This window comes from Flavobacterium sp. KACC 22761, assembly GCF_034058155.1.
Classification (GTDB): domain Bacteria; phylum Bacteroidota; class Bacteroidia; order Flavobacteriales; family Flavobacteriaceae; genus Flavobacterium.
The window spans coordinates 4,738,307-4,760,567 of record NZ_CP139148.1 but is presented as its reverse complement, the minus strand read 5'-3'; the positions used below and the strand labels follow the sequence as shown (position 1 = coordinate 4,760,567).

At 34.8% G+C, this 22,261-nt stretch carries 17 protein-coding genes; 5 read left to right on the top strand and 12 right to left on the bottom strand.

The window, feature by feature from the left end; translation table 11 throughout:
* Positions 1–2 precede the first annotated feature (2 nt).
* The 3 genes from SCB73_RS20000 (at position 3) to SCB73_RS19990 (ending at position 4,982) form a co-directional block, all read left to right on the top strand.
* A complete protein-coding gene (locus SCB73_RS20000) occupies positions 3–1,505 on the top strand; it encodes a RagB/SusD family nutrient uptake outer membrane protein (protein ID WP_320567948.1) in 1,503 nt (500 codons plus the stop codon).
* 184 nt (positions 1,506–1,689) lie between these two features.
* Positions 1,690–2,937 (top strand): glycoside hydrolase family 99 protein, encoded by a 1,248-nt coding sequence (locus SCB73_RS19995; RefSeq protein ID WP_320567947.1) that lies wholly within the window; start codon positions 1,690–1,692, stop codon positions 2,935–2,937.
* 26 nt (positions 2,938–2,963) lie between these two features.
* The gene (locus SCB73_RS19990; protein WP_320567946.1) at positions 2,964–4,982 is read left to right on the top strand and encodes a glycoside hydrolase family 97 protein; all 2,019 of its coding nucleotides are present in this window, start codon (positions 2,964–2,966) and stop codon (positions 4,980–4,982) included.
* A gap of 272 nt (positions 4,983–5,254) precedes the next feature.
* Here the strand turns inward: SCB73_RS19990 and SCB73_RS19985 are convergent, their stop codons facing one another.
* From SCB73_RS19985 to SCB73_RS19975, 3 genes are all read right to left on the bottom strand, one after another.
* The gene (locus SCB73_RS19985; protein WP_320567945.1) at positions 5,255–6,166 is read right to left on the bottom strand and encodes a hypothetical protein; all 912 of its coding nucleotides are present in this window, start codon (positions 6,164–6,166) and stop codon (positions 5,255–5,257) included.
* Positions 6,167–6,564: 398 nt separating this feature from the next.
* Positions 6,565–6,999 (bottom strand): DUF6526 family protein, encoded by a 435-nt coding sequence (locus SCB73_RS19980; RefSeq protein ID WP_320567944.1) that lies wholly within the window; start codon positions 6,997–6,999, stop codon positions 6,565–6,567.
* A 256-nt stretch (positions 7,000–7,255) separates the two neighbouring features.
* Entirely contained in the window at positions 7,256–7,750 is a 495-nt protein-coding gene (locus tag SCB73_RS19975) for a DNA-deoxyinosine glycosylase (protein WP_320567943.1), read from the bottom strand.
* A 195-nt stretch (positions 7,751–7,945) separates the two neighbouring features.
* Here SCB73_RS19975 and SCB73_RS19970 point away from each other — a divergent pair, with 195 nt between their 5' ends.
* Entirely contained in the window at positions 7,946–8,971 is a 1,026-nt protein-coding gene (locus tag SCB73_RS19970) for a helix-turn-helix domain-containing protein (protein ID WP_320567942.1), read from the top strand.
* Positions 8,972–9,129: 158 nt separating this feature from the next.
* Here SCB73_RS19970 and SCB73_RS19965 read toward each other — a convergent pair whose 3' ends face one another.
* Positions 9,130–9,963, bottom strand: a complete 834-nt coding sequence (locus tag SCB73_RS19965) for a universal stress protein (RefSeq protein ID WP_320567941.1) — start codon at positions 9,961–9,963, stop codon at positions 9,130–9,132.
* A 479-nt stretch (positions 9,964–10,442) separates the two neighbouring features.
* On the opposite strand from SCB73_RS19965, the gene SCB73_RS19960 reads away from it, so the two are divergent.
* Positions 10,443–12,941, top strand: a complete 2,499-nt coding sequence (locus SCB73_RS19960) for a cation-translocating P-type ATPase (RefSeq protein WP_320567940.1) — start codon at positions 10,443–10,445, stop codon at positions 12,939–12,941.
* Here the strand turns inward: SCB73_RS19960 and SCB73_RS19955 are convergent.
* The 8 genes from SCB73_RS19955 to SCB73_RS19920 form a co-directional block, all read right to left on the bottom strand.
* A complete protein-coding gene (locus SCB73_RS19955) occupies positions 12,938–14,293 on the bottom strand; it encodes an MBL fold metallo-hydrolase (RefSeq protein ID WP_320567939.1) in 1,356 nt (451 codons plus the stop codon). The genes SCB73_RS19960 and SCB73_RS19955 overlap by 4 nt on opposite strands.
* A gap of 1 nt (position 14,294) precedes the next feature.
* Positions 14,295–15,125 (bottom strand): ATP cone domain-containing protein, encoded by an 831-nt coding sequence (locus SCB73_RS19950; RefSeq protein WP_320567938.1) that lies wholly within the window; start codon positions 15,123–15,125, stop codon positions 14,295–14,297.
* A 160-nt stretch (positions 15,126–15,285) separates the two neighbouring features.
* The gene (locus SCB73_RS19945; protein WP_320567937.1) at positions 15,286–16,485 is read right to left on the bottom strand and encodes an NAD(P)/FAD-dependent oxidoreductase; all 1,200 of its coding nucleotides are present in this window, start codon (positions 16,483–16,485) and stop codon (positions 15,286–15,288) included.
* Positions 16,482–17,033, bottom strand: a complete 552-nt coding sequence (locus SCB73_RS19940; RefSeq protein WP_320567936.1) for a low affinity iron permease family protein — start codon at positions 17,031–17,033, stop codon at positions 16,482–16,484. Before SCB73_RS19940 ends, SCB73_RS19945 begins: the two co-directional genes overlap by 4 nt.
* Positions 17,011–19,860: an AsmA-like C-terminal region-containing protein gene (locus SCB73_RS19935; protein ID WP_320567935.1), complete on the bottom strand. Its 2,850-nt coding sequence runs from the start codon at positions 19,858–19,860 to the stop codon at positions 17,011–17,013. The genes SCB73_RS19940 and SCB73_RS19935 overlap by 23 nt, the downstream gene beginning before the upstream one ends.
* Before the next feature lie 12 nt (positions 19,861–19,872).
* Positions 19,873–20,697: an MlaD family protein gene (locus tag SCB73_RS19930; RefSeq protein WP_320567934.1), complete on the bottom strand. Its 825-nt coding sequence runs from the start codon at positions 20,695–20,697 to the stop codon at positions 19,873–19,875.
* Between the two features lie 22 nt (positions 20,698–20,719).
* The gene (locus SCB73_RS19925; RefSeq protein ID WP_320567933.1) at positions 20,720–21,499 is read right to left on the bottom strand and encodes an ABC transporter ATP-binding protein; all 780 of its coding nucleotides are present in this window, start codon (positions 21,497–21,499) and stop codon (positions 20,720–20,722) included.
* 1 nt (position 21,500) lies between these two features.
* Positions 21,501–22,259 carry an MlaE family ABC transporter permease gene (locus tag SCB73_RS19920; protein ID WP_320567932.1) on the bottom strand — a complete coding sequence of 253 codons (759 nt, stop codon included), beginning with the start codon at positions 22,257–22,259 and terminating at the stop codon, positions 21,501–21,503.
* Positions 22,260–22,261: the final 2 nt, after the last annotated feature.

Sequence of the window (22,261 nt, the reverse complement as noted above, 5' to 3'; positions counted from 1 at the left end):
AAATGAAAATCAAAATAACAGCAGCAATATTAATAAGCATGCTTTTTACGATATCATGTACAGATTTAAGTGAAGATTTGTATGATAAAGTAGAAGATGGAAATTTTGGAAATACTTCCAAAGAAGTTGATGCACTGGTAGGAGGGGCTTATTCTTCTCTACGAGGATTCGCTGATGGAATATCAAACAATTACCCAACTTGCGAATATGTATTCTTTTTAAATGAAACCGTTTCTGATGAAGCTACAATTCCTACCAGAGGAACAAACTGGTACGATGGAGGGCAATATCAAGATGCGCAAAAACATACTTGGAAAGCAGATAACCGTATGATTCTTTCGGCTTGGCGTTATAATTATACTGGAATTGCTAAAATCAACTCTATTATTTATCAAATCGACAAATCGTCTTTGAGTGATACTTCAAAAGCTCCAATTTATGCCGAATTAAAAGCATTAAGAGCTTACTATTACTATAATCTTTTAGATGCTTTTGGAAATGTGCCGATTGTAACCAATTTTGAAGATACTTCATTGCCTTCAAATTCAACAAGAAAGCAGGTTTATGATTTCGTTGAAAAAGAATTGACAGATGCAATTCCACATTTGAATTCAAACATTGTGTATTCTAAAATGACAAAAAATGTGGCCTATTCCTTATTAGCAAGATTATATCTTAACTCTGAAGCTTTTATCGGAAAAGCACGTTGGCAAGATTGCATCAATATGTGCCAAAAAGTTTCCGGTTATTCATTGACACCAGATTTCTTTGCCAATTTCGCTACAGAAAATCAAAAGTCGCCAGAAATCATTTTCGCAATTCCTTATGATTCAAAAGCAGGAACTGTTGGGAATTATATGAACTCAATGTCTTGCCACTATTTGCATAAATTGACAGTTTCTGCAACAGGAGATTATCCTTGGAGCGCAAACGGAATGTGTGCACAGCCCGGAGTTTATTCTGCTTTTGCTGATACCGACAAAAGAAAAAAATGTATGGTTGCCGGCGATCAGATCAACTTAGCTACAGGACAAGTTATCATTATGGACAATGGTGAAAAATTGACTTATACTGAAGAAGTAAATAGTGTTTCGGATGCAAAAGACAATCAAGGAGTTCGTTTGGGCAAATACGAAATGAAAGAAGGTGAACAGTGGGAGCGTGATCACGATTTAGTGGTTATTCGTTATGCCGAAATCTTGATGATGCAAGCTGAATGTTATGTTCGTTTAGGATCTCCTGATTTGGCAAAACCATTTTTACAGCAAGTTACCGCACGTGCTGGCGAAGAAATGCCTGCAACAATCGATCTTCATTTTATTGATCAAGAATTGCTTAAGGAATTTACTTTTGAAGGAAGAAGAAGAACTGATAACATTCGTTTTGGAACATTCTTCTTGCCTTGGTGGGAAAAAGGTACAACTGAAAAATACAGAGCAATTTTCCCAATTCCAAGTACCGTTTTGACTACAAATAAAAACCTGGTACAAAATCCTGGTTATTAGGTTGTTGAATGTCAGTCTTCCATGTTGGTTAGTCGTGGAAGGCTGACATATTTTTAAAATCATGACCTGTTGGCTTTTTTAGCAACGGATTATGAGATTTTCACAGATTACAATTAAAGAAAAAAGAAATCCTTTTTAATCCTTTAATCTGTGGCAAAAAAAACGTAACAAATATTACATTAATATGAAAAGATCTATCACCTTATTGTTTTTTGGGATCGTGAATATTTTGATCGCCGCCGGGTGCAGCAGCAGTGATGACAAAGGTTCAGAAAAACCAACAGAGCCAGAAACACTCGCTCCTGTTGCGATTGAAAAAACAAACAGCACCAAAATTTACGTTCATTATATGCCTTGGTTTGAAACCAATGAAAGCAGTGCCGATAAAAAATGGGGATATCACTGGACAATGGCAAACAAAAATCCAAATAATATAGGAGCAAACAACCGCAGAGAAATTGCATCTTATTATTATCCGCTAATCGGGCCATATCATTCGGGCGACAAAAATGTGATTGAAAATCATTTATTATTGATGAAATATTCAGGAATTGATGGTGTTTTGATCGATTGGTACGGAACGTATGACGTAAACGATTACCGAATGGTTAAAGAAAATACCGAACAATTGATTGCCATGTTGAGCAAAGTTGGCCTTGAATATGCGATTGTTTATGAAGACCGAGTGACGACAAATGTTGTAAATGCAGGAAAAGCAATTTCAGTAACCAGCGCAGCAAAAACCGATTTAAGTTATTTGCAAACGAATTGCTTTAGCAATGCCAACTACATCAAAATAAATGGGAAACCTTTATTGATGAATTTTGGACCAATTGTACTGCAAACGCCTGCAGAATGGACAAATGTTTTTAGCTCACTGACAACAAAACCTACTTTCCTGACACTTTGGGATCAATCTGTAGAAGCTGGAGATAATGCTTCTGGAGAATATGCATGGGTTTATAAAAACAGCACACATTTGACTAATTTTTATACCAATACAAAACCAAAACTTTCAGTAGCAATGGGAAGTGCTTATCCTGGTTTTAAAGATTTTTATGCCGAAGGCGGTGGTGGAGCAGCAATTGGCTGGACCATTGAACACAATAATGGAGCAACACTTGACGAAACACTTAATTTGGCCAAAAATGCAAACCTAAGCTACTTGCAATTGATTACTTGGAATGACTTTGGTGAAGGAACCATGTTTGAGCCAACAGTAGAATTTGGATACAATTACATCGAGAAAGTAAAAACTTTCGCTGGCGTAAAAAACACCGAATCCTATTTTGCAGATATCAGCAAGCTTTATAATCTGAGAATTGAAAAGAAAGGAAATGCTGATGCGCAGAAAAAACTGGATCAGGCTTTTAATTATTTTGTTTCCATGCAACCTGCAAAAGCAAAACAGTTACTAAGTGAAATTAAATAAGGAGCTGTAATTAATACAATTAAATAATGAAAAACATAAAATATAGATACTGCCTGATGGCGCTGGCCTCAATGTTGCTCTTTGCCTGCGGTACTAAAAAAACGACTTATAAAATCAGTTCTCCTGGAAAAAATACCGAATTAGTTTTTGAATTAACAGCTTCTGGCCAGCCTCAATATAGTTTTACTTCTGGAGGAAAATCAGTGATTGAGCCTTCGTTGTTAGGTTTTGAATTTCAAGGAATCCCAAAAATGACAGATGGTTTTGAAGTGGTTTCCACCGAAGAAAAAACCGCTGATGAAACTTGGGAACAGCCTTGGGGCGAATTCAAAAAAGTGCGTGATCATCACAATGAATTGATTGTTCATTTGAAGGAAGCAAAAGGCGAGGAGCGTTTGGTGGATATTATTTTTAGAGTTTTTGATGATGGTGTCGGATTTCGTTATTCGTTCCCAAAACAGCCTCATTTAGGCAAAGTGAAGATTTCGAATGAAATTACGCAATTCACTTTTAAATCAAATAATGATGTTTGGTGGATTCCGGTGCACCGCGAAAATAGTTACTATGAAAGTGAATACCGTAAAACACCAATTAGTCAAACCGATACTATCAACACTCCGGCTACTTTTGAAACCAAAGAGAAATTGTATGTGGCAATTCACGAAGCAAATTTGACAGATTTTGCCTCAATGACGCTTTTAAAAACAAGTGACAAACAATACAAAAGTGATTTAGTGCCTTGGGCCGATGGCGTAAAAGTGTATGCGGAAGCTCCTTTTGTAACTCCTTGGAGAACCGTTGTTGTTGGTAAAACGCCTGGTGAAGTTGCAACTTCAACCATTATGCTGAATTTAAATGAGCCTTCAAAAATTGAAGATCTTTCTTGGATTACGCCATCAAAATATATTGGAATTTGGTGGGGAATGCATTTGGAAAAATTCACTTGGGGACAAGGGCTAAAACATGGTGCAACAACAAAAAACACTAAAGAATACATTGATTTTGCTGCGAAAAACAATTTTGATGGCGTTCTGGTAGAAGGCTGGAACGAAGGCTGGGATGGCGACTGGACTGCTGATGGATCAGCGTTTAGTTTTGTGAAGGCATATCCTGATTTTAATTTAGAAGAAATCACAAAATATGCTGCCATTAAAAACGTGCGTTTGATTGGCCATCATGAAACAGCAGGTGCTTCTAAACATTATGAAAGCCAGCTCGAAGATGCTTTTAAATTGTACCAAAAAATGGGTGTGAACTCTGTTAAAACGGGTTACGTAAACAAGTATTTGGATAAAAAAGAATGGCACGACAGCCAATACGGAGCGCGTCATTACAGAAAAGTAATCGAAACGGCAGCTAAATACCACATTATGATTGATAATCATGAGCCAATGAAAGGAACTGGAATTCAGCGCACCTATCCAAACTTTATGTCGCAAGAAGGCGGAAGAGGGCAGGAATACAATGCGTGGTCTGTTGACGGAGGAAATACGCCACAGCATTTAACGACTTTGCCGTTTACAAGAATGCTTTCTGGACCTTTTGACTATACTCCGGGGAATTTTAATTTTGATTACAAAACGCCTTCTGGCGCGCGAGTTCAGACCACTTTGGCAAATCAATTGGCTTTGTATGTGATTATTTTTAGTCCGTTGCAAATGGCTTCAGATTTGCCTGAAAATTATGTTGGAAAACCAGAGTTTCAATTCATAAAAGATGTTCCGTGTACGTGGTCATACACTAAAGTTTTAGATTCTAAAATTGGCGAATATACCACTATTGTCCGCAAGGATTGGGATGAAAAAAATTGGTATTTAGGATCTATTACAAATAAAGATGCAAGAGATCTAAAAGTTGATTTGTCATTTTTAGATGCTGGAAAAGAATACGAAGCTACAGTTTATGCTGACGGACCTGGAGCAGATTACAAAACAAATCCATATCCAGTAACGATTTCAAAACAAAAAGTAAATAGTAAAAGTGCAATAAATATAAAATTGGCAGCTGGTGGAGGGACAGCTATAAAATTCACTCTGTTAAATTAATTGAATTAGTTTTCGTTTATTTTAGTTAAGTTAAGTTTGAGCAGATGAGCCCGATTTCTTTTTAAAGATTTCGGGCTTGTTTTTGTTTTTTTGTTTCAAGTTTCAGGTTTCAGGTTTCAAGTTTAATGTTGACAATTTAACCGCAAAGAACGCAAGGTTTTGTTTTATGCTTAACTTAATATAAACGCAAAGTTCGCAAAGCTTTGTGTAAAAAACTTTGCGAACTTTGCGTAATCCTTTGTGTGCTTTGCGGTAAAAAAAACTTAGTAGCTTTATTTTTTAAGATTCGAAACATGTTTTCCAAAAGTGTAAACAGCTGTAATCGTTGGTCCGTTATAGCCCCATTTTAGAAAACCGTTTAAACGTTCTTGAACCGTATCTACTCTAAAGTTTAAACCGGTATAACCTGCAGTAAGACTAAAGTTATTAGCAACATTATATAAAACCGACAAATTGTAGCTTATAATTCGGCCATCTGTGTCGTTAATTTTTACGGCAAGATAATTTACGTTAGCATATAAACCCCAACGTCTTCCCAAAACAAATTCTCCCCATATTCCAATATCAGGCAACGGAGCAGTAAAGTCAAAGCTATCATGTTTTTCGATACTCTGTGTGTCTCCTTCTAATCTTAAGCCCAAATCTGCAAAAAGGACATGCGCTCCAACTAATAAACCGGCTTGGTATTTAGGTTTGGATAAAATAGCATAACCATAGGCAATTCGCATGATTTGTACATTAAAGGTTCCTTGTACTCTTCCGTTTACTTCATAAGTATTGTCTCCAAAGTTAATGTCTTTTTGCAGTGTTTTGGTTGCAGTCCTGTCCAATACAAAATACTCAAAACCTAATCGTGATCTTCGAGAGATTCGCCAGTCAAATGTTCCTAAGAAAGATGCTGTTGATTTAGAAAATCCTAAGTCATTTTCAAGATCAATTTCGGTTCCTATATTTCCGTTATTGCCTTCAACTTTAACCACAGTATTGTTTACAGGGAAAAAACCACCAGCAGTAAATTTGAATTTTCTATTATGCCAAGGTAAATCTTCGGGGTCATAACTTTGACCTTCATCGGCATTATTGTGTACGGCGGGTAAAGTGTCGAGAGGAATTTCGGCGGTTGTTTGTGCTGTGGCCGAAAAAGCAGAAAGGCAAACTATCACAAAACAAATTAATTTTTTCATCAGATTTAATTTTAGAGTTTTTGATAAATTTTTAACACTTAAAGTTAACAAAAAAAATCATTCATTTAATTTTTTGTCGCTTAATGTTTAGATAATTCTGTTGATTATCAGTTTGATAGTGAGTCGAAGCACGAAAACTCAAAAAATATCTTTTGAAAACGCATTGCGTGAGGGATAGGAATAAGCTACCGAAGTAGCATGGATAGCCCGACAGCATCTCGATAAAAGGGCGTATAACCGCAAAAGTGAGTTGCCCTTTTATCGAGATGGTGGCACGCCCGGATCTTAATTATTAATTATTAATTATGAATTGTGAATTGCATTGTGTGCCTTCGACTACGCTCACGTGACACATGTAGAGAAATTCATAATTAACAATTCATAATTAATAATTAAATCTAGACTCTATTATAATCACCTTTCCAATGAATAATTGCTTTTTTGATGGCGTCGCCTGTGAGATTGTTTTTTAAAGCATCTTCGAGCAGTGGTAAAAACTCATTGTCTGGCGCAAATCGAAGTGCAAAAATCTGATCATCTGTAAGTTTGTACTCAAATTCTTCTAATCTTTTTCCGGTCAGGGTAAAATAACGATAACGTATTTCTAATCGAATGATTCGGTTTTGCAATAGCAACGCATAATGCTGGCGAAGCATGAAAGCCAAGCAAAAAAGAAATATAAAACCAACGCTGATAAACGACCAAATTAAGGCGTCATTTGTGGTGCAGGCAAAATAAATGCTGCAGATTAGAAAAATTAGTAGAACAGGATAGTATATAAAATGATGCGGGGTGTAAAAACGGATATGATTGTAATAAGTTTGAACTTTCATAATTATTCTTTTAAGTATTTATAAAAAAACAAAGCTACTCTAAAAATTAGAATAGCTTTATTTCTCAAAATAAACTAACATAACCAATGTTTCCTTTATACTCTTAAACTTTGCAGTTTTGTAATTCTTATTTATTGAAAAAAGCCTTCATTTTTTACTTATTTTCTTTTCTATTGTGGCTTTAATTTCTTGATGGTAAAGTTACTGTGCGAGGGAATCTTTTTGTTATATTTTAAATTTAATTTGTTATATGATTTCAACTCTTGTCTTTTAATGCCGCAATAATTTTCCATTCGGATAATTTTGAATCGAATGTTTTTCCTGCGTTTGCAGGACTTGTGGACGGAAGTGTGACGAGCTGATATGTTTTTTCTAACTGAATGTATTTTTTGAAAAAAGCATGTGCTTTTTGTCCGTTAAAAAGAATGGTTTTAATATTTGAATGTTGTTTTAAAAAGGTTTCAAAATCATTTGCTATTTCGTTTTTGATCGCGCTGTCCAAACTTCCTACTCGATCGCAATATTGAAGCACATCCCAAAGTGCAATTTTATTTTTTTGCAATAATACTTTTCGGACTTCATAATCGTTTGAAAAATCTTCCCCCAAAATTACAAACATAAATTTCCAGAAATTGTTTTGATTGTGTCCATAATATTGATTGAGTTCTAATGATTTTGTGCCTGGCATAGTGCCGAGAATCAAAATCTCAGAATCAGTTGTTGAAATTGGAGCGAATGAAAAGCTTTTCATTTTTTTTTTGAATTAAGAAATTTTTTGTTTGAGTTAAAATTTTCATTCCGAAGTAATTATAAAACAAAACAGAAAAATTATATAACATTTTTCGGGATGGCTTGACCGAACTTTGGAATATGGATTTTAAAACAGTAATGAATAGGTTTTAGGATCAATATCTGAAATGAAATACCAAATCTAAATATAAGCAAAATGAAAATAGTTACAATACATACAGAACAAATTCAAACCGTTTTTGAGGAATTGAATGCTAATCTTGACGGAAAAATAACGTTTGATTTTGATGAATATAAATTGGATATCAATAATAGTTTTGCCCGCGGCACAATTACGGGAGCTTCTTTCAATGATAATATTTCTTATGTCCAATTTGATATGACGTTTTCAACTCCCGTTCGAATGGATTTTTTGAACGTGATGTCAACGCCTGTTTATTTTGCGTATTGTTCAAAAGGAAGTTTGAGGCATAGCTTTGGGATTGATGGCGAAGAACGAAAATTTAAGACTTTCCAGACGGCGATTTTGGCATCTGACCAAAATAAGGATAATATTTTATTTTTTGAAAAGGACATTAGCACAAGACTGACTTTGATTATTGTTGGAACTCAAACCCAACAGGCTTATTTAATGCCTTCTTTGAACCAGAAAGTGAAAGAAACATTTTTTGAAAGTAATGCGATGCAGAATTTCTTTTATATGGGATCCTACAATTTAAAAATTGCAAATAAAATTGAACAGCTCAACGCCGTAACTCAAACCGGAATTGTGAGGAATTTATTGAAAGAAGGGATTTTGAAGATTATTTTGGCGATGGAAATCCAGCAACATAGCGACGACTTAAATGCTTTTTTAAAAGATTCAAATTGCCTGACTTTAAAAGAAATGGAAGAAATCAAAGACCTTTCGGAATTTATAAAATCAAGTCCAGAAGAACCATTTACGATAAAATCGCTAAGCAAAAAATCAGGCTTGTCCCCAAACAAATTGCAAGAAGGATTTAAAATGATTCACGACAGAACCGTAAATGATTACATCACGCACATGAGAGTTTTAAAAGCCGAAATTTTAATGCGCACCTCTGACCTGAATATTTCTGAAATTGTATACTGCATAGGATTTACCAGTAGAAGTTATTTCTCGAAAATCTTCAAACAAAAATTTAATTGTAGCCCGAAAGAGTATAAGTTTAATTTGAATGCATTGTCTATTACTGCGTAAAAAGCAAACAAATAGACAAAAGTCTGCAAGAAGAAAAACTAAACGACAATGTGGTAATATTAAAAAAATAAGTTTCTGTGCTGGGAATTTTACACGAACTCAAAATATGAGATTTAGATAATTGATTTAGTCAAAATAGTTATAAGGTGTTTATTCAATTACAGTTTTCTAAATACAAGCATGGGTGTTTTAGTGTCAAAACCTTTTTCTGAAGTTGTGGCAATCTGAAACAGTTTTTCAAACCAATTTTTCTTTTTTTTGACAAACATTGTTATTATAGACGGCTTCATTTTTAAAATGGCTGTTTGCAAGTGAATCAATAAAGGTTTTGTAGGATTTAGTTCCTTTAAATGGAATTCGATGTTGTCGTATTTATATTTGTTGGCTATTTTGTTCCATTTTTCAATGATTTCCTTTTCCTGAGCAAAATAATCGTAATGGTATATTTTGAGGTTAGCACCAAATTCGTTGGCGAACTTTTTGATTAAGGGAAGCTCGGTGTTTATGTTTTCTAAGTCTGAAGGATATAAAACAGAAGATAAAAACTTCATTCTGTAATATTTTGGTACAACAAAAACCGGAATAGGAGAATCTTGCAAAACTTTTGAAGTGCTACTGCCTAACAGTTTATTCATTAAACCTTCCCCTCTTGTGCTCATACAAATATAATCGGCCTTGATTCTTTTCGCACAACTTAATATAGCTTCATTTATATCTATTTTGTTTTCTACTATAAAATTAATATTGCGAGACTTTTTTTTGGTTTGTCTATACAAAGTTTCTATAAATTTTATGAGTTGCTGTACTTGCTTGGCATGATTAGATGCTGGAACATCTGTAAAACTCGCCTCCGAATATGGATCAATAACAAGTGCTGTGCTTACATTTAAAAATGTGAGTTCATATTCTGCCTGTGTAGCAAGCTGTATAGCAAAGCGTACAGCGACTTTGGAGTTGTCTGATAAGTCTGTTGTTACAAGTATCTTTTTCATGGTTTTTAAATTTATGTTTGCAGCTTCATGATTTCAAATAATTTTATTGGTATTGGTTTTGAAGTTTATATCAGAATAAAATTGAGGAGCAGTTTTTAGGTGCGATATACTATTTATTCAGAATCGGAGTGGTTAAAAAATCATCTCAAATTTTTCCAATTACTTTTTTTTAAAATTTTACTAAAATTACCTTATTAAGAAGAGAATTAAAATGATAATAGTCATGGTTTGTATTAAATTTAATTCTTATAATGTGATGAATATCATATTGTTTTGTCATAGATTTAACTAATTTGGGTGGATTAAATACTGAATATGTCTAATAGGATTTCAATAAAAAATTTTTGAATAGTGAGAAGAAAAGAATAGTTTTTGAAAACTTTACATAAGTAAATTCTTATTTTTGTTTAATGGATTTACAATGAAAAACATTTTGACAAAATTCACTCTAGTATCAATTTCATTTTAAAAAAGATTCTATGGAAAAAGATGGAAAAGAATTAAAAGGTCTAAATAGTGATGAAGTAATTTTGTCGAGGAAAAAATTTGGCATCAATACTTATAGTCTTAAAACAGAGAACAGGATATTAGCCTTCATCAAAAGTATTTTTGCTGAACCAATGGTTCTTTTGTTATTAGTAGCTTCTGCAATTTACTTTATTAACAGACAATATAGCGATGCCATATTTCTTGCAGTCTCGATCTTATTGATTATTGCAATATCACTTTATCAGGAAAAAAGAAGCCGTAATGCTTTGTTAAAACTGCAGGAGTTTACTAAACCTTTATGCAAAGTTATTCGTGAAGGAATAGAGAAAAGCATTAAAACGCAGGATATTGTTGTGGGAGATTTGGTTATTATTGAAGAAGGCGCTTTGGTTCCGGCTGATGGCATTCTTGTTCGCTCAAATGATTTTTCGATAAATGAATCTGTACTTACCGGCGAGTCTATGCCCGTTTTTAAAAACGAGAATCTCGAGGATAATACCGTTTTTTCAGGAACGACTGTTGCTACTGGAGTGGCTATTTTTGAGGCAACTAAAATTGGAAATCAAACACAATTAGGCAAAATTGGCCACAGTTTAGAGTCTATTGCAGAAGAAAAAACACCATTGGAAATTCAAATAGCCGATTTTATAAAAAAAATGGTTTTTGCAGGCGGATTGGTATTCATTTTAATTTGGATACTTAATTATTATAAAGTAGGTGTTTTTTTAGAAAGCCTTTTGATATCCCTTACGTTGGCTATGAGTATTTTACCCGAAGAAATCCCTGTTGCTTTTACAACATTTATGGCTCTAGGAGCGCGAAGGCTTATGAACATGGGTATCGTAGTGAAACAAATGAAAACCGTTGAAACGCTGGGAAGCGCTACAGTTATTTGCACAGATAAGACAGGAACCATTACGCAGAATAAAATGGAATTGGCAGGCCTTTACTTGCCTTCTGGGTTAGAAGTTGGAGTAAATACGTTTACCGAATTAAAAGAATCGGAAGAACTTATAACCACTGCAATGTGGGCAAGCGAACCAATAGCTTTTGACCCAATGGAAATTGCTATTCATAGCATTTATAAACAAAAATCTTCTCAAGATCTTAGGACTTTTTTTAAAATGATTCATGAATATCCCTTATCTGGCAAGCCTCCTATGATGACTCATGTTTTTGAAGATAAGGTTGGCAATCGGATTATTGCGGCAAAGGGAGCTCCCGAAGCTATTTTTGAAGTTTGTAATCTTTTAGGAGAAGAAAGAGAAAAAGCAATAGAAGGGATGAATAAGCTTGCACGCAATGGTTATAGGATATTAGGAGTTGCACTTGGAAATTGGGAAGGCACCGATTACCCTAAAATGCAGCAGGAAATTCCTTTTGTTTTTAAAGGTTTGGTCGCATTTTATGATCCGCCTAAGGATAATATTACGCAGGTATTGCAGTCTTTTTACAAAGCGGGAATAGCCGTTAAAATTATTACCGGCGACAATGCCATTACTACAAATGCAATAGCAAGAGAAATTGGTTTTGAAGGTTTTGATAAAGCTATCACAGGAGAAGAACTCATGCAGATGAGCGATTCAGAATTGCAGGACAAGGTCATGGATGTTAATATTTTTAGCCGAATGTTTCCTGATGCCAAACTTAGGATAGTAAATGCCTTGAAAGCTTCTGGACAAATTGTCGCCATGACTGGAGATGGTGTAAATGATGGACCTTCGCTCAAGGCAGCTCATATCGGTATTGCTATGGGAAAAAAAGGTACGGTAATTGCTAAAGATGCCGCATCGCTTATTTTGGCGGAAGATGATCTTTCAAAAATGGTCGATGCTGTAGCGATGGGCAGGAAAATTTATACTAATTTTAAAAAGGCTGTTCAGTATATTATATCCATACATATCCCAATAATCCTGATTGTTTTTCTTCCACTTGTTTTAGGATGGATTTATCCTAATATATTCAGTCCTCTTCATGTTATTTTGCTAGAGCTTATTATGGGACCAACCTGCTCAATAATATATGAGAACGAACCTGCAGAAGCATATATAATGAAAAGAGGGCCAAGAACCTTAACTTCGACATTTTTTAATGTAAAAGAACTTACAATAAGTATTTTTCAGGGAATTGCCATAACATTGGGATTGCTGTTTGTTTATCAGTATTCGGTACATAATCAATGGAATGAGGATTTAACCCGTACGATGGTTTTTCTCACTTTGATTACGGCTAACGTCGTCTTGACACTCGTAAACCGATCTTTTTATTATTCCTTATCAACAACATTACAATATAAAAATAATCTGATTCCAATTATAATTAGTATTACAGTACTTGTGGTGGCAATGTTATTGACAATCCCTTTTATGCGATCTCTTTTTAATTTTGAACGCATCACGCTTTTTCATTTTATTTTATGCATTTTGATAGGTTCAGTTTCAGTGTTGTGGTTTGAAGTAGTAAAATATTTTAGAAGACAAAAATCTTAGATTTCTATTTCAGTTCCCATCAGTGAAACTCTACATGTATAGCCATATCGTTCCTGGATTTTAAATCTTAGTTCGTCGGCGGCCTGATTTTCACCATGAACTAAATAAATACATTTTGGAGCATTTTTTAAAATAGAAAGCCAATTTAACAAATCTTGCTGGTCACCATGGGCAGAGAGTCCTTCTATTTGAACAATTTTTGCTTTTACATCATAATAGTTTCCGTATATTTTGATTTCTTGAGCTCCCTCTATAAGTTTTCTTCCACGTGTACCCTCAGCCTGATATCCTACAATTATGACGGTTGTTGTTGTAAGCCCTATATAATTTTCAAAATAAGATAACACTCTTCCTCCTGTAACCATTCCGCTAGCAGCGATAATTACTTTAGGTTGCGGATCTTCTATAATGCCCAAAGTATCTTCAAATTCAGAAATTATTCGGAACATTTTGAACATTTCATAACAATCAGTGAGCGAGAGTTTGTGCCATTGTTTATTTTCTAGAAAAACGTTCAATACATTAGCACCCATTGGTGTGTCGAGAATATAGGGCACATTTGGTATTCTTCTTTCGGTTTTAAGTTGCCATAAAAGATACATTATGGATTGTGCCCTTTCAACAGCAAATCCTGGAATAATAACAGTTCCATTTTGCTGTATGGTTGTATTAATATAGTTTTCCAGCTCTTTTTTTACATCGAGATCAGGATGCAGGCGATTTCCATAAGTACTTTCTAAAAAAAGATAATCGCCCAGTACTGGTTTTGTTGGAGGAAACATCAATACATCATTATCACGTCCTATGTCTCCAGAGAATACCAAAGTTTTGTCCTCGATGTTTAATGTAATGCTACTGGCACCTATAATATGTCCCGAGGTTGAAAAAACAGCTTCGATATCATTATCTAGAATTATGGGAGCATTTTGTTGTACAATCTTAAACAAAGGAAAAACTTCTTTCGCCTGCTCCACGGTATATAACGGCTCCGCTTTTTCATGTTTAGAATAGTGTTTCTTGTTGGCAGAATAGGCTTCTTCTTCCTGAATTTTAGCACTATCCAAAAGTACAAGCTCTGTTACTGATTTAGTTGGATTGGTACAATATATTTTACCCTTAAAACCCTGTGCAACTAACCTTGGCAACCAACCACAATGATCTAGATGACCATGAGTTAGTAGAACATAATCGATAGTGGATGGTAAAATTGGTAAAGGTTGCCAATTGAGTTCTCGCAATGTTTTAAGACCTTGAAACAATCCGCAATCAATTAGTATTCTTATACCACCGCTTTCTATTAGTGTTTTCGAGCCAGTAACGGTTCCGGATCCACCTATAAATTTTATTTTCATTTTAAATAAGTTTACAAATTTGAGAGGCTTCCTTTAGTACATTTTTAATTCGTTTTTCCTTAAGACCTATTTTATAAAGACTTTCTGAGTTAGTAATTAGATCCTTTGTAAGTATTATATTTAGGATAAGTAATTGCTCCTTTTCGAACATTGATAACGTTGTAAGGCAGGTGATAGGGTAGAGCGCCGCTTCATCAATTTTATTTTTGATGTTGTTGTTTTTGGGATAATCCCAGCTTAAAAGCTCTATTTTACTGCAATTGGCAAAAGTTTCAGCATCTTTAGTAAAACGATTATTAGTAACAATAATACACGAATTTATGGTTTCGTTGTTTGAAAAAAGAGTGTGCTGTTTGGTTTGAAGATCATTAAAACGAGAAAGAATGTACATTGGAACTTTTACATCTGATGACTTTTCTCGACTATTGTGAAATTTACATTCAATCATCGAGATTCGGTTCTCTTTTTTGAGCACTATGTCTACTTCATGTGAGACACATTTTCCTTGTAGGATTAAATTTGTTTTAGTTTTATAACCTTCCTCTGCATATAAAAGCGAAATAAATTTTTCAAAGAAAAAACCGTCTGGACCCAACATTTGTAAAGCAGATCGGAGGTTGTAACGCGCTGCATCTCCGCTCGCAGCTTTTTTTAAAATAGCAAAGGCCAATTTATAAATCTGTTTGGTTGTAATCCCATCATAGATTTGGTCTTGTATTTGGTTTAGGCATTTTTCAATAAGATTGGGTGAAGCGCCTGATTTTTGAAGTGAATTTTTTAGTTTTTCAATATCAAAAGGCACAATGCGACCTGAATGCTTGATTACTTTCATGATAGTATGAATTTAAATGAAACATTTCCCGAATTATTTAAAACAAAAATAGATCACATTATTGAAACAGAGTATGACAAAAGTCATAAAAGAGAAATTTAGGTTTTTAGATTACGAAATTTTTCTAGATTAAGTATATGAATAATTGCGTTTTTTTTGCTTATCGTCCGAAACGGTAATACTCTAAATCCATATTGGCTTTGTTATTGATTGAATCCAAAATCGAATTCATCCCGATGATGCTGAAAGTAATTCCGTTGCCACCAAAACCTAAGACGTAATGTTCATTTTTTTTTGGATCTGGTTTTCCAAAATAGGGAAGGCCATCTTTGGTTTCACCAAAGGTTCCCGCCCAAGAATAATCTAATTTGAAATTGATATTTGGAAATTTTCGTTTGAAAGAACGCAGTAAATATTGTTCTTTTTTGGGCATTAATTTATCACGTTTTTTAGCATCAATAAATTCTTCATCGCCACCACCAACAATTAATCGGTTGTCTGAAGTTCCTCTAAAATATAAGTACGGATTTGAAGTGTCCCATAAAATATAGTTTTTGAAAACTGCAGGCAAATCAGGCAGACTTTCAGAAGCAATCACATAAGTGCTTTTTAAATCAACTACTTTTTCTTTTAAGGTTTCTGTGCTTTCATAGCCAGAACAATGGATCACATGATTCGCCGTAATAAGATTGCCACTTTCAGTTTGGGCAATAAATTTAGTTCCCTGATTTTTTATGGATTGAATGTTGGTACGATCAAAAATCTCAATTCCTTTATTTTTGCAATAAATAAGTAAATCTTGCGCCAAACGATAGGGATCAACAACAGCAGCAGTTTTAGATTCTATTCCTGCAATTGCTTTTAATCCCATCGTTTCTAATTCAGCTTTTCCGAGCCAGTTGACATCAAATCCGTGTTGTTTTCTGACTTTGAATTCATTTTTTAAATAGGAAATATCCTTTTTCAACGTGCAGAAATAAATGCTTTTTTTGAATTCGAATCCGCAGTCGCTTTCTATTGTATCGATAATAGTGCGAAGATCAAAAATGGCTTTTTTCCCGTTTTTGTAACTGTTTATCGCACAATCTGCTCCGCGGAGTTTCATAAGTTCATGCAAAGAAACATCAATTTCGTATTGAAGTAAAGCCGTACTTGCAGCGGTGCTTCCGTTGCAAATATCACGCCGGTCAACTAGAACAACTTTCCTTCCGTCATTAATTAATTTGTAGGCAATCAATGCACCTGTAATGCCTCCGCCAATAATTAAAATTGGTGTTTCGAGATCACGATCTAATGACGGATAACTTGCTTTTAGTTCGTTTTTTAATGGCCAGAAAGTTTCGGTTGAGCGTAGTTTCATTTTTTCGCGGTTTTTGAGGTAGTGGTTGAATTTGGTTTTTTGACTGCTTTATTTTTGGGTCTAGTCTCAATGCTATTCTTCGTCCTGTTTTGTGTTCTACTTTTGTCTTTTCTTGCATGCTGCTCATGTGCTTCTGCAATAGAATGCGATGTTCGAATGGTTTCATCTTTTTTGGCAAGTTCGCTCAGTCTGCGATAATATTTTTGAACGATTTCCATTTCTTCTTCGGTCATACTTTCAATATCAACCAGGCTATTGCTAGAAAATTCGCTTGACGCGACTAATTCATTTAATTTTAGCTGAATTGCCAATGAATCTTTATTTTGTGCTTTCTGAATCAAGAAAACCATCAAAAACGTAATGATTGTTGTTCCTGTATTGATAACCAACTGCCAAGTTTCAGAATAATCGAAAAACGGCCCAGAAACCGCCCAGACTGCAACAATTAAGAAAGCAATAATAAATGCCGGGGTACTTCCGGTCGCTTTAGAAACAGTGCTTGAAAATTTTTCGAAAGCGCTGTTTTTATTTTGAGTTTTTGTTTTCATTTGAATTTGATTTTTTGGGTTTGCTGACTTTTTCTTCCCGAATTACTTTGTTGTGTTTTTCATCATAAATGGCTTCGTCGATTTGTTGTCCTGTTTTGCTGAAGATTTTTATTTTAGGAGCTTCGTGAGTTCCGGTGATGACAATCGGAAATCCAATGATTCCAAAAGGCGGAAGGCCGAGACGCATTCTTAAATCCAATAATCCATCAAAGCTGGTTGTGCCTTTAATTGTGGGTCTGAAACTGGCAACCGAGAAGGTAAAAGGCTCAACGCGAATTAAATTATTGTCAATTGTAGAATTGATTTCGATTCCTTTCATATCGGGATTGTCAAGGCCTTTTTGCCCCGTTTTAGAGCTGATTCCGTCAAATAGTTTTAGGCCTTTGACTTGAACATCACGCAAATCGATTGTGCCACCTCCTTCGAGTGATTCATAAATCGGACTCATGTTTCCATCGACATCACCTTTGACTTTATAATCAACAGAAATAATTCCCTGTGCTTTTTCGGCTACTGTTGCCATATCATGAAACATCGGAATTTCTTTGTAAGCTCTTTGAACGCTAAAATCTTTGGCTGTAAAATGAGCATCAAAATGAGCAGAAGTCGGCGATTCATCTTTATATGTTGCATCAATTCCAAGAATGCAATCAATAATATTGAAAGTGGCTTTTTCCAAATAAAAACCTTCTTTTTTAATTCCAACTTTTCCTGAAAGTTTGTTTAAGATTAATCCGTTGTATTCAACTTTATCTGCATTTGCGGTTAAGGACACATTTAAGTTTTTTGGAACAATAACAACACCGCTCATTTTTGGGTGATCTTCTTTGGCATATTCAACGGCAATATTTCGATCTTTATTTTCACCTTTTTTGAGCGCCATAAATTCATCTACATTAATCAGTTTCGATTTCATGTTGAAGTTTCCGCTTAAAGTTCCGTGCGATTCCAGGAAATAATTAATGGTATTTAAAAGATATCCGTTAATGTCAAAATCCGATTTTCCATAAGAAGCATTGAATTTTTCAAACCACATTTTTTCGTTCTGAAAACGGAAATTTCCTTGTTTGATAAAGAATGCTTTTGGAAAAAGCTCTGAAGTTGCTTTAATGTTTTTCAGCAGAATGGTTCCTCGGTTATCCAGTTTGTCATATTGTCCAGTTGTGGCATAACTTTGTTTTCCTTTAAGCGAAAGATCAGCTTTTGCGTAACCTGTTATGTCGACTCCTTTTTGAGAGAAAACCTGATAAATACGACCAACATTAAGTTCGCCTTTGATTTTTGCATTATAAGCCAAATCACTAAAATCAGAAAGTGTTGCATTTATATACATAGGATTTCCTTCGAAAACAAATGAAGCGGGCGCAACAGCCACAATTAAATCTTTATAAGTTCCGGCTTTATTGAGCACGTTGGCGACAAAAGTAATGTTAGTAATTGGGTTAGGATAGGAGTCGGTTTTGAGCCAACCGTTATGCAATGCAATTCCGCCAATAGTTTTTGGGAACAGTTTTTTTGAAGTGCTGAAAATTCCTTTCGCCTGAATGTTAGTTTTTAAAATCCCTTTTAATTCTAGAGAATTCAATCCCAAAGCAGCATCGACAACGGCAAGATCCAGAGCGCCTTTTACGCTGGCATCAATGGTCATTTCATTAAAACCTTTGCTGTGCAAATACGCGTTGAAATAATCTTTTTCGCCAACCTTGAATTTAAAAGTGCGAAGATTTACGAGCAATTTTTCCATATCCAAATCGGGCAGAATTGCATTTAAATCCATTTGAAAATCGGTCAGCGGGACGGGAGCATTTTTATAATTTACCGCGCCATTATTGATTTTTAAATTGAAGGCTAGATTCGGTTTTTGTTTTTTGGCGACATTATAATTTCCTTTAAAAGTAAAAAGCAAATCACTTCGGCCTGAAATTTCGGTTTTTTCTAGCCAAGTCAAATATTCTGGAGGCATTACAGAAAGCAAATCTTTTACAGTTGTATTTTCTGAAGCGGCTTTGATATTGATTTTGTATCCATCTTTTAAAATCGTAAAAAGCCCTGTAAATTTTAAGGGCAGTTTATTGATATGAAGCTCATTTTTTTGGAGAATAAAAGACAGCGAGTGTGTATTGATCCGGGTTATTAAATCGGCGCTTACATTTTTGCGTCTTAAATATCCCGTCCGATCGTAGAAAAAATCAAGATTGTCAATTTGTGCATTGGTACTCAAATCAAAAATTTCTTCGCTCAAATTTCCTTTTCCAATATAATTGAAACCTTTCGCATCAACTAAAACTTTTGCTGAGCGATCATTGTATTTGACACGGCAATTTTCAAGATCAATTCGTTCTAGCCGAATTGCCGTTCCTTCTTCGGGTGCGTTTGGATCATTTTTTTCTTTATTTCGATCTTCTGGCGCAACATAAATATTGTAATTAGCTTGTCCTTTTTCGTTTACCATCACATTTATCAAAGCATCAGAAACGTATAATTTATTGATTTTAACTTCGTTGTCAAAAATTAGTCTTTTCAAATTTATCCCAAATGCAACCTGATCTGCTTTTAGCAAAGTATCGTTTCGAAAAGGAGCTGAACCCGTCATTGATAAGTCGTCAAGCGAAACCGTCAGCGAAGGAAAATGGGTAAAAAATGAAAGTTTGGATTTCGAAAAATCCAATTTGGTATCCAAACGTTCATTGGCAATTTTTTTAACTTCAGACGCAACTTTCCCAGGGAATAAAAGTGGAATCAGAAAAAGTAATAATAAGATTCCTGCGATTGATATTCCGGTCCATTTTAAAATTTTAAGGCTTATATTTTTATACGAAGTTTTCATGGCGTAGAATTTTTACTGGTTTTTTTCAGGCTCTTTTTTAGCGTCTTCCGCTTTTTGTTTGTCCTGTTTTTCTTTTTCTTGCTTTTCTTTTTCTTCTTTAGCTTTGGCTTCTTTTTCTTTAGCAGCCTCTTCTTTTTTCTCTTTTTGTTCTTCCTGCTTTTTTTCTTTTTCTTTCTCTTTTTTCTTGAAGTAGCCTCTAAAAAGGAAATTGCTTTTTGCGGCTTCCATATTTTCGCTAAAACCTTTTGTACCACTTTCTAAGTTTGAAAGTGTATTTGTAACACTGTTTGCCATTTTATCATCCCTTACCAATCTTGCCAAAGCGCCATTTCCGTTGTTCATGCTGTGGCTGAAAATGGCTAATTCCTCAGAAATCACACCTACATTATCCACACTTTTTTTGACGCTTTTCATGATGTCGTTCATTTCGATTCCGTCAATAGATGTAATTGTGCCATTGTCTTCAATGATTTTTGTTGATTTTGGCCCTGGAGAAATTGTCAGTACTTTGTCGCCCATTAATCCGTCTGAGCCAATGCTGGCACGGGCATCGGTTTTTATAAACTTGCGTATTTCGTCTTTGATCACCATTGAAACAATTACCGAAGAGTCGTTTATAATTCTGATTTCTTCGACAGTTCCAATGTTGATTCCAGAAAAACGAACGTTATTCCCGACCTCTAAACCACTTACGGTTTTAAATTTTGACGAAAGGTGAAAAGTCTGGCCAAATAAGTTTTTTTGTTTTCCAATAAAATAAATGGCCATAATGAAAAGCAACAGTCCAACTGATACAAACATTCCTAATTTCCAAGTATATCCAGATTCCTTTTCCATGATTTCTACAATTTATTTTGCTTTATTCAAAAAATGAACGTACCCATTCATCTTCATCTTTTTCTAATTCTTCATAGGTTCCTTCGGCATGAATAACACCATCTTTCAAAACCATAATTCGGTCGGCAGTCATTTTGGCGCAAGCCATATCGTGCGTAATGATTATTGATGAGGTTTTTTGTTTGTGCTTTATATCCAAAATCAATTCGCTGATTTCTCTTGAAGTGATTGTATCCAAACCTGTTGTGGGTTCGTCATACAAAATGATTTCGGGTTTTAAAATCAGCGTTCTTGCTAAACCAATTCTTTTTCGCATTCCTCCAGATAATTCTGCTGGCATTTTATCAATGGCATCACTCAAGCCTACATTTTCAAGTGCTTCCATGACTTCATCTTCGACTTCCTCGGCGCTCAAATCTCTTTTGTGTGCTCTAAGTGTAAAAGCGAGATTTTCTCTCACAGACATTGAATCATATAAAGCGGCACTTTGGAATAAAAAACCAATTTTGACTCTCATTTTGTTGAGATCAGTTTTGCTGAGATTCAAAACATTTTCATCAAAAACTTTTATTTCGCCCTGATCAGGTTCGATCAACCCAACGATGCATTTTATGGTAACTGATTTCCCTGAACCAGAACGCCCTAAAATGACTAAATCTTCGCCTTTATTGACTGAGAGATTTACACCTTTTAAAACGGCATTTTCACCGCCAAAAGTTTTGTGCAAATTTTTGATTTCAATAATTGGAATTTGTTTTTTGTCTTTTGTCTTTGAGTCGATATTTTTCTTTTCCTTGAGCATCTTAAAAAAATAAATCGGTTATCTGTACTGCGACCATGTCAATAATAAATATGCTTAATGAAGCTGTAACTACGGCCGAGTTTGCGGCGCGTCCCACACTTTCAGTTCCGTTTGCGGCATTAAAACCTTTAAAACAGCCAATCATTCCGATGAAGAAACCGAAGAAAAAAGTTTTGATTGTCGCTGGTATCACATCTAAAAATTCTAAGGATTGCACAATCTGGGTTAAATAGCGGCGAAAAGTCACGTCACCATGAATATTGATTCCTGCATAACCTCCTAAAATTCCTATTGCATCGGCAAAAAAGACCAATATGGGAACCATTAACGTACAGGCCAAAATTCGTGTTACAACTAAATAATTATAAGGATTAATGGCCGAAACTTCCATGGCATCAATTTGTTCTGTAACTTTCATTGAGCCCAATTCGGCACCAATTCCAGATGAAATTTTTCCGGCGCAAATTAATGCTGTAATGACAGGCGCAATTTCTCGAATCAACGAAAGTGCAACCATTCCCGGAAGCCAGCTCTCGGCACCAAAAGTTACTAAAGTTGGTCGCGATTGAATGGTTAAAACCAAACCCATAATAAAACCGGTTATAGCAACTAAAGGAAAAGATTTATAACCAATGACATAACATTGTCTCAAAAACTCTTTTGCCTCGTATGGAGGAATTAAAAGTTCCTTAAAAAATCGTGAGGCAAATAGAGTTGCGCTTCCAATTTGTGAGAATGTATTTTTTAAGCTGAGAATCAAAA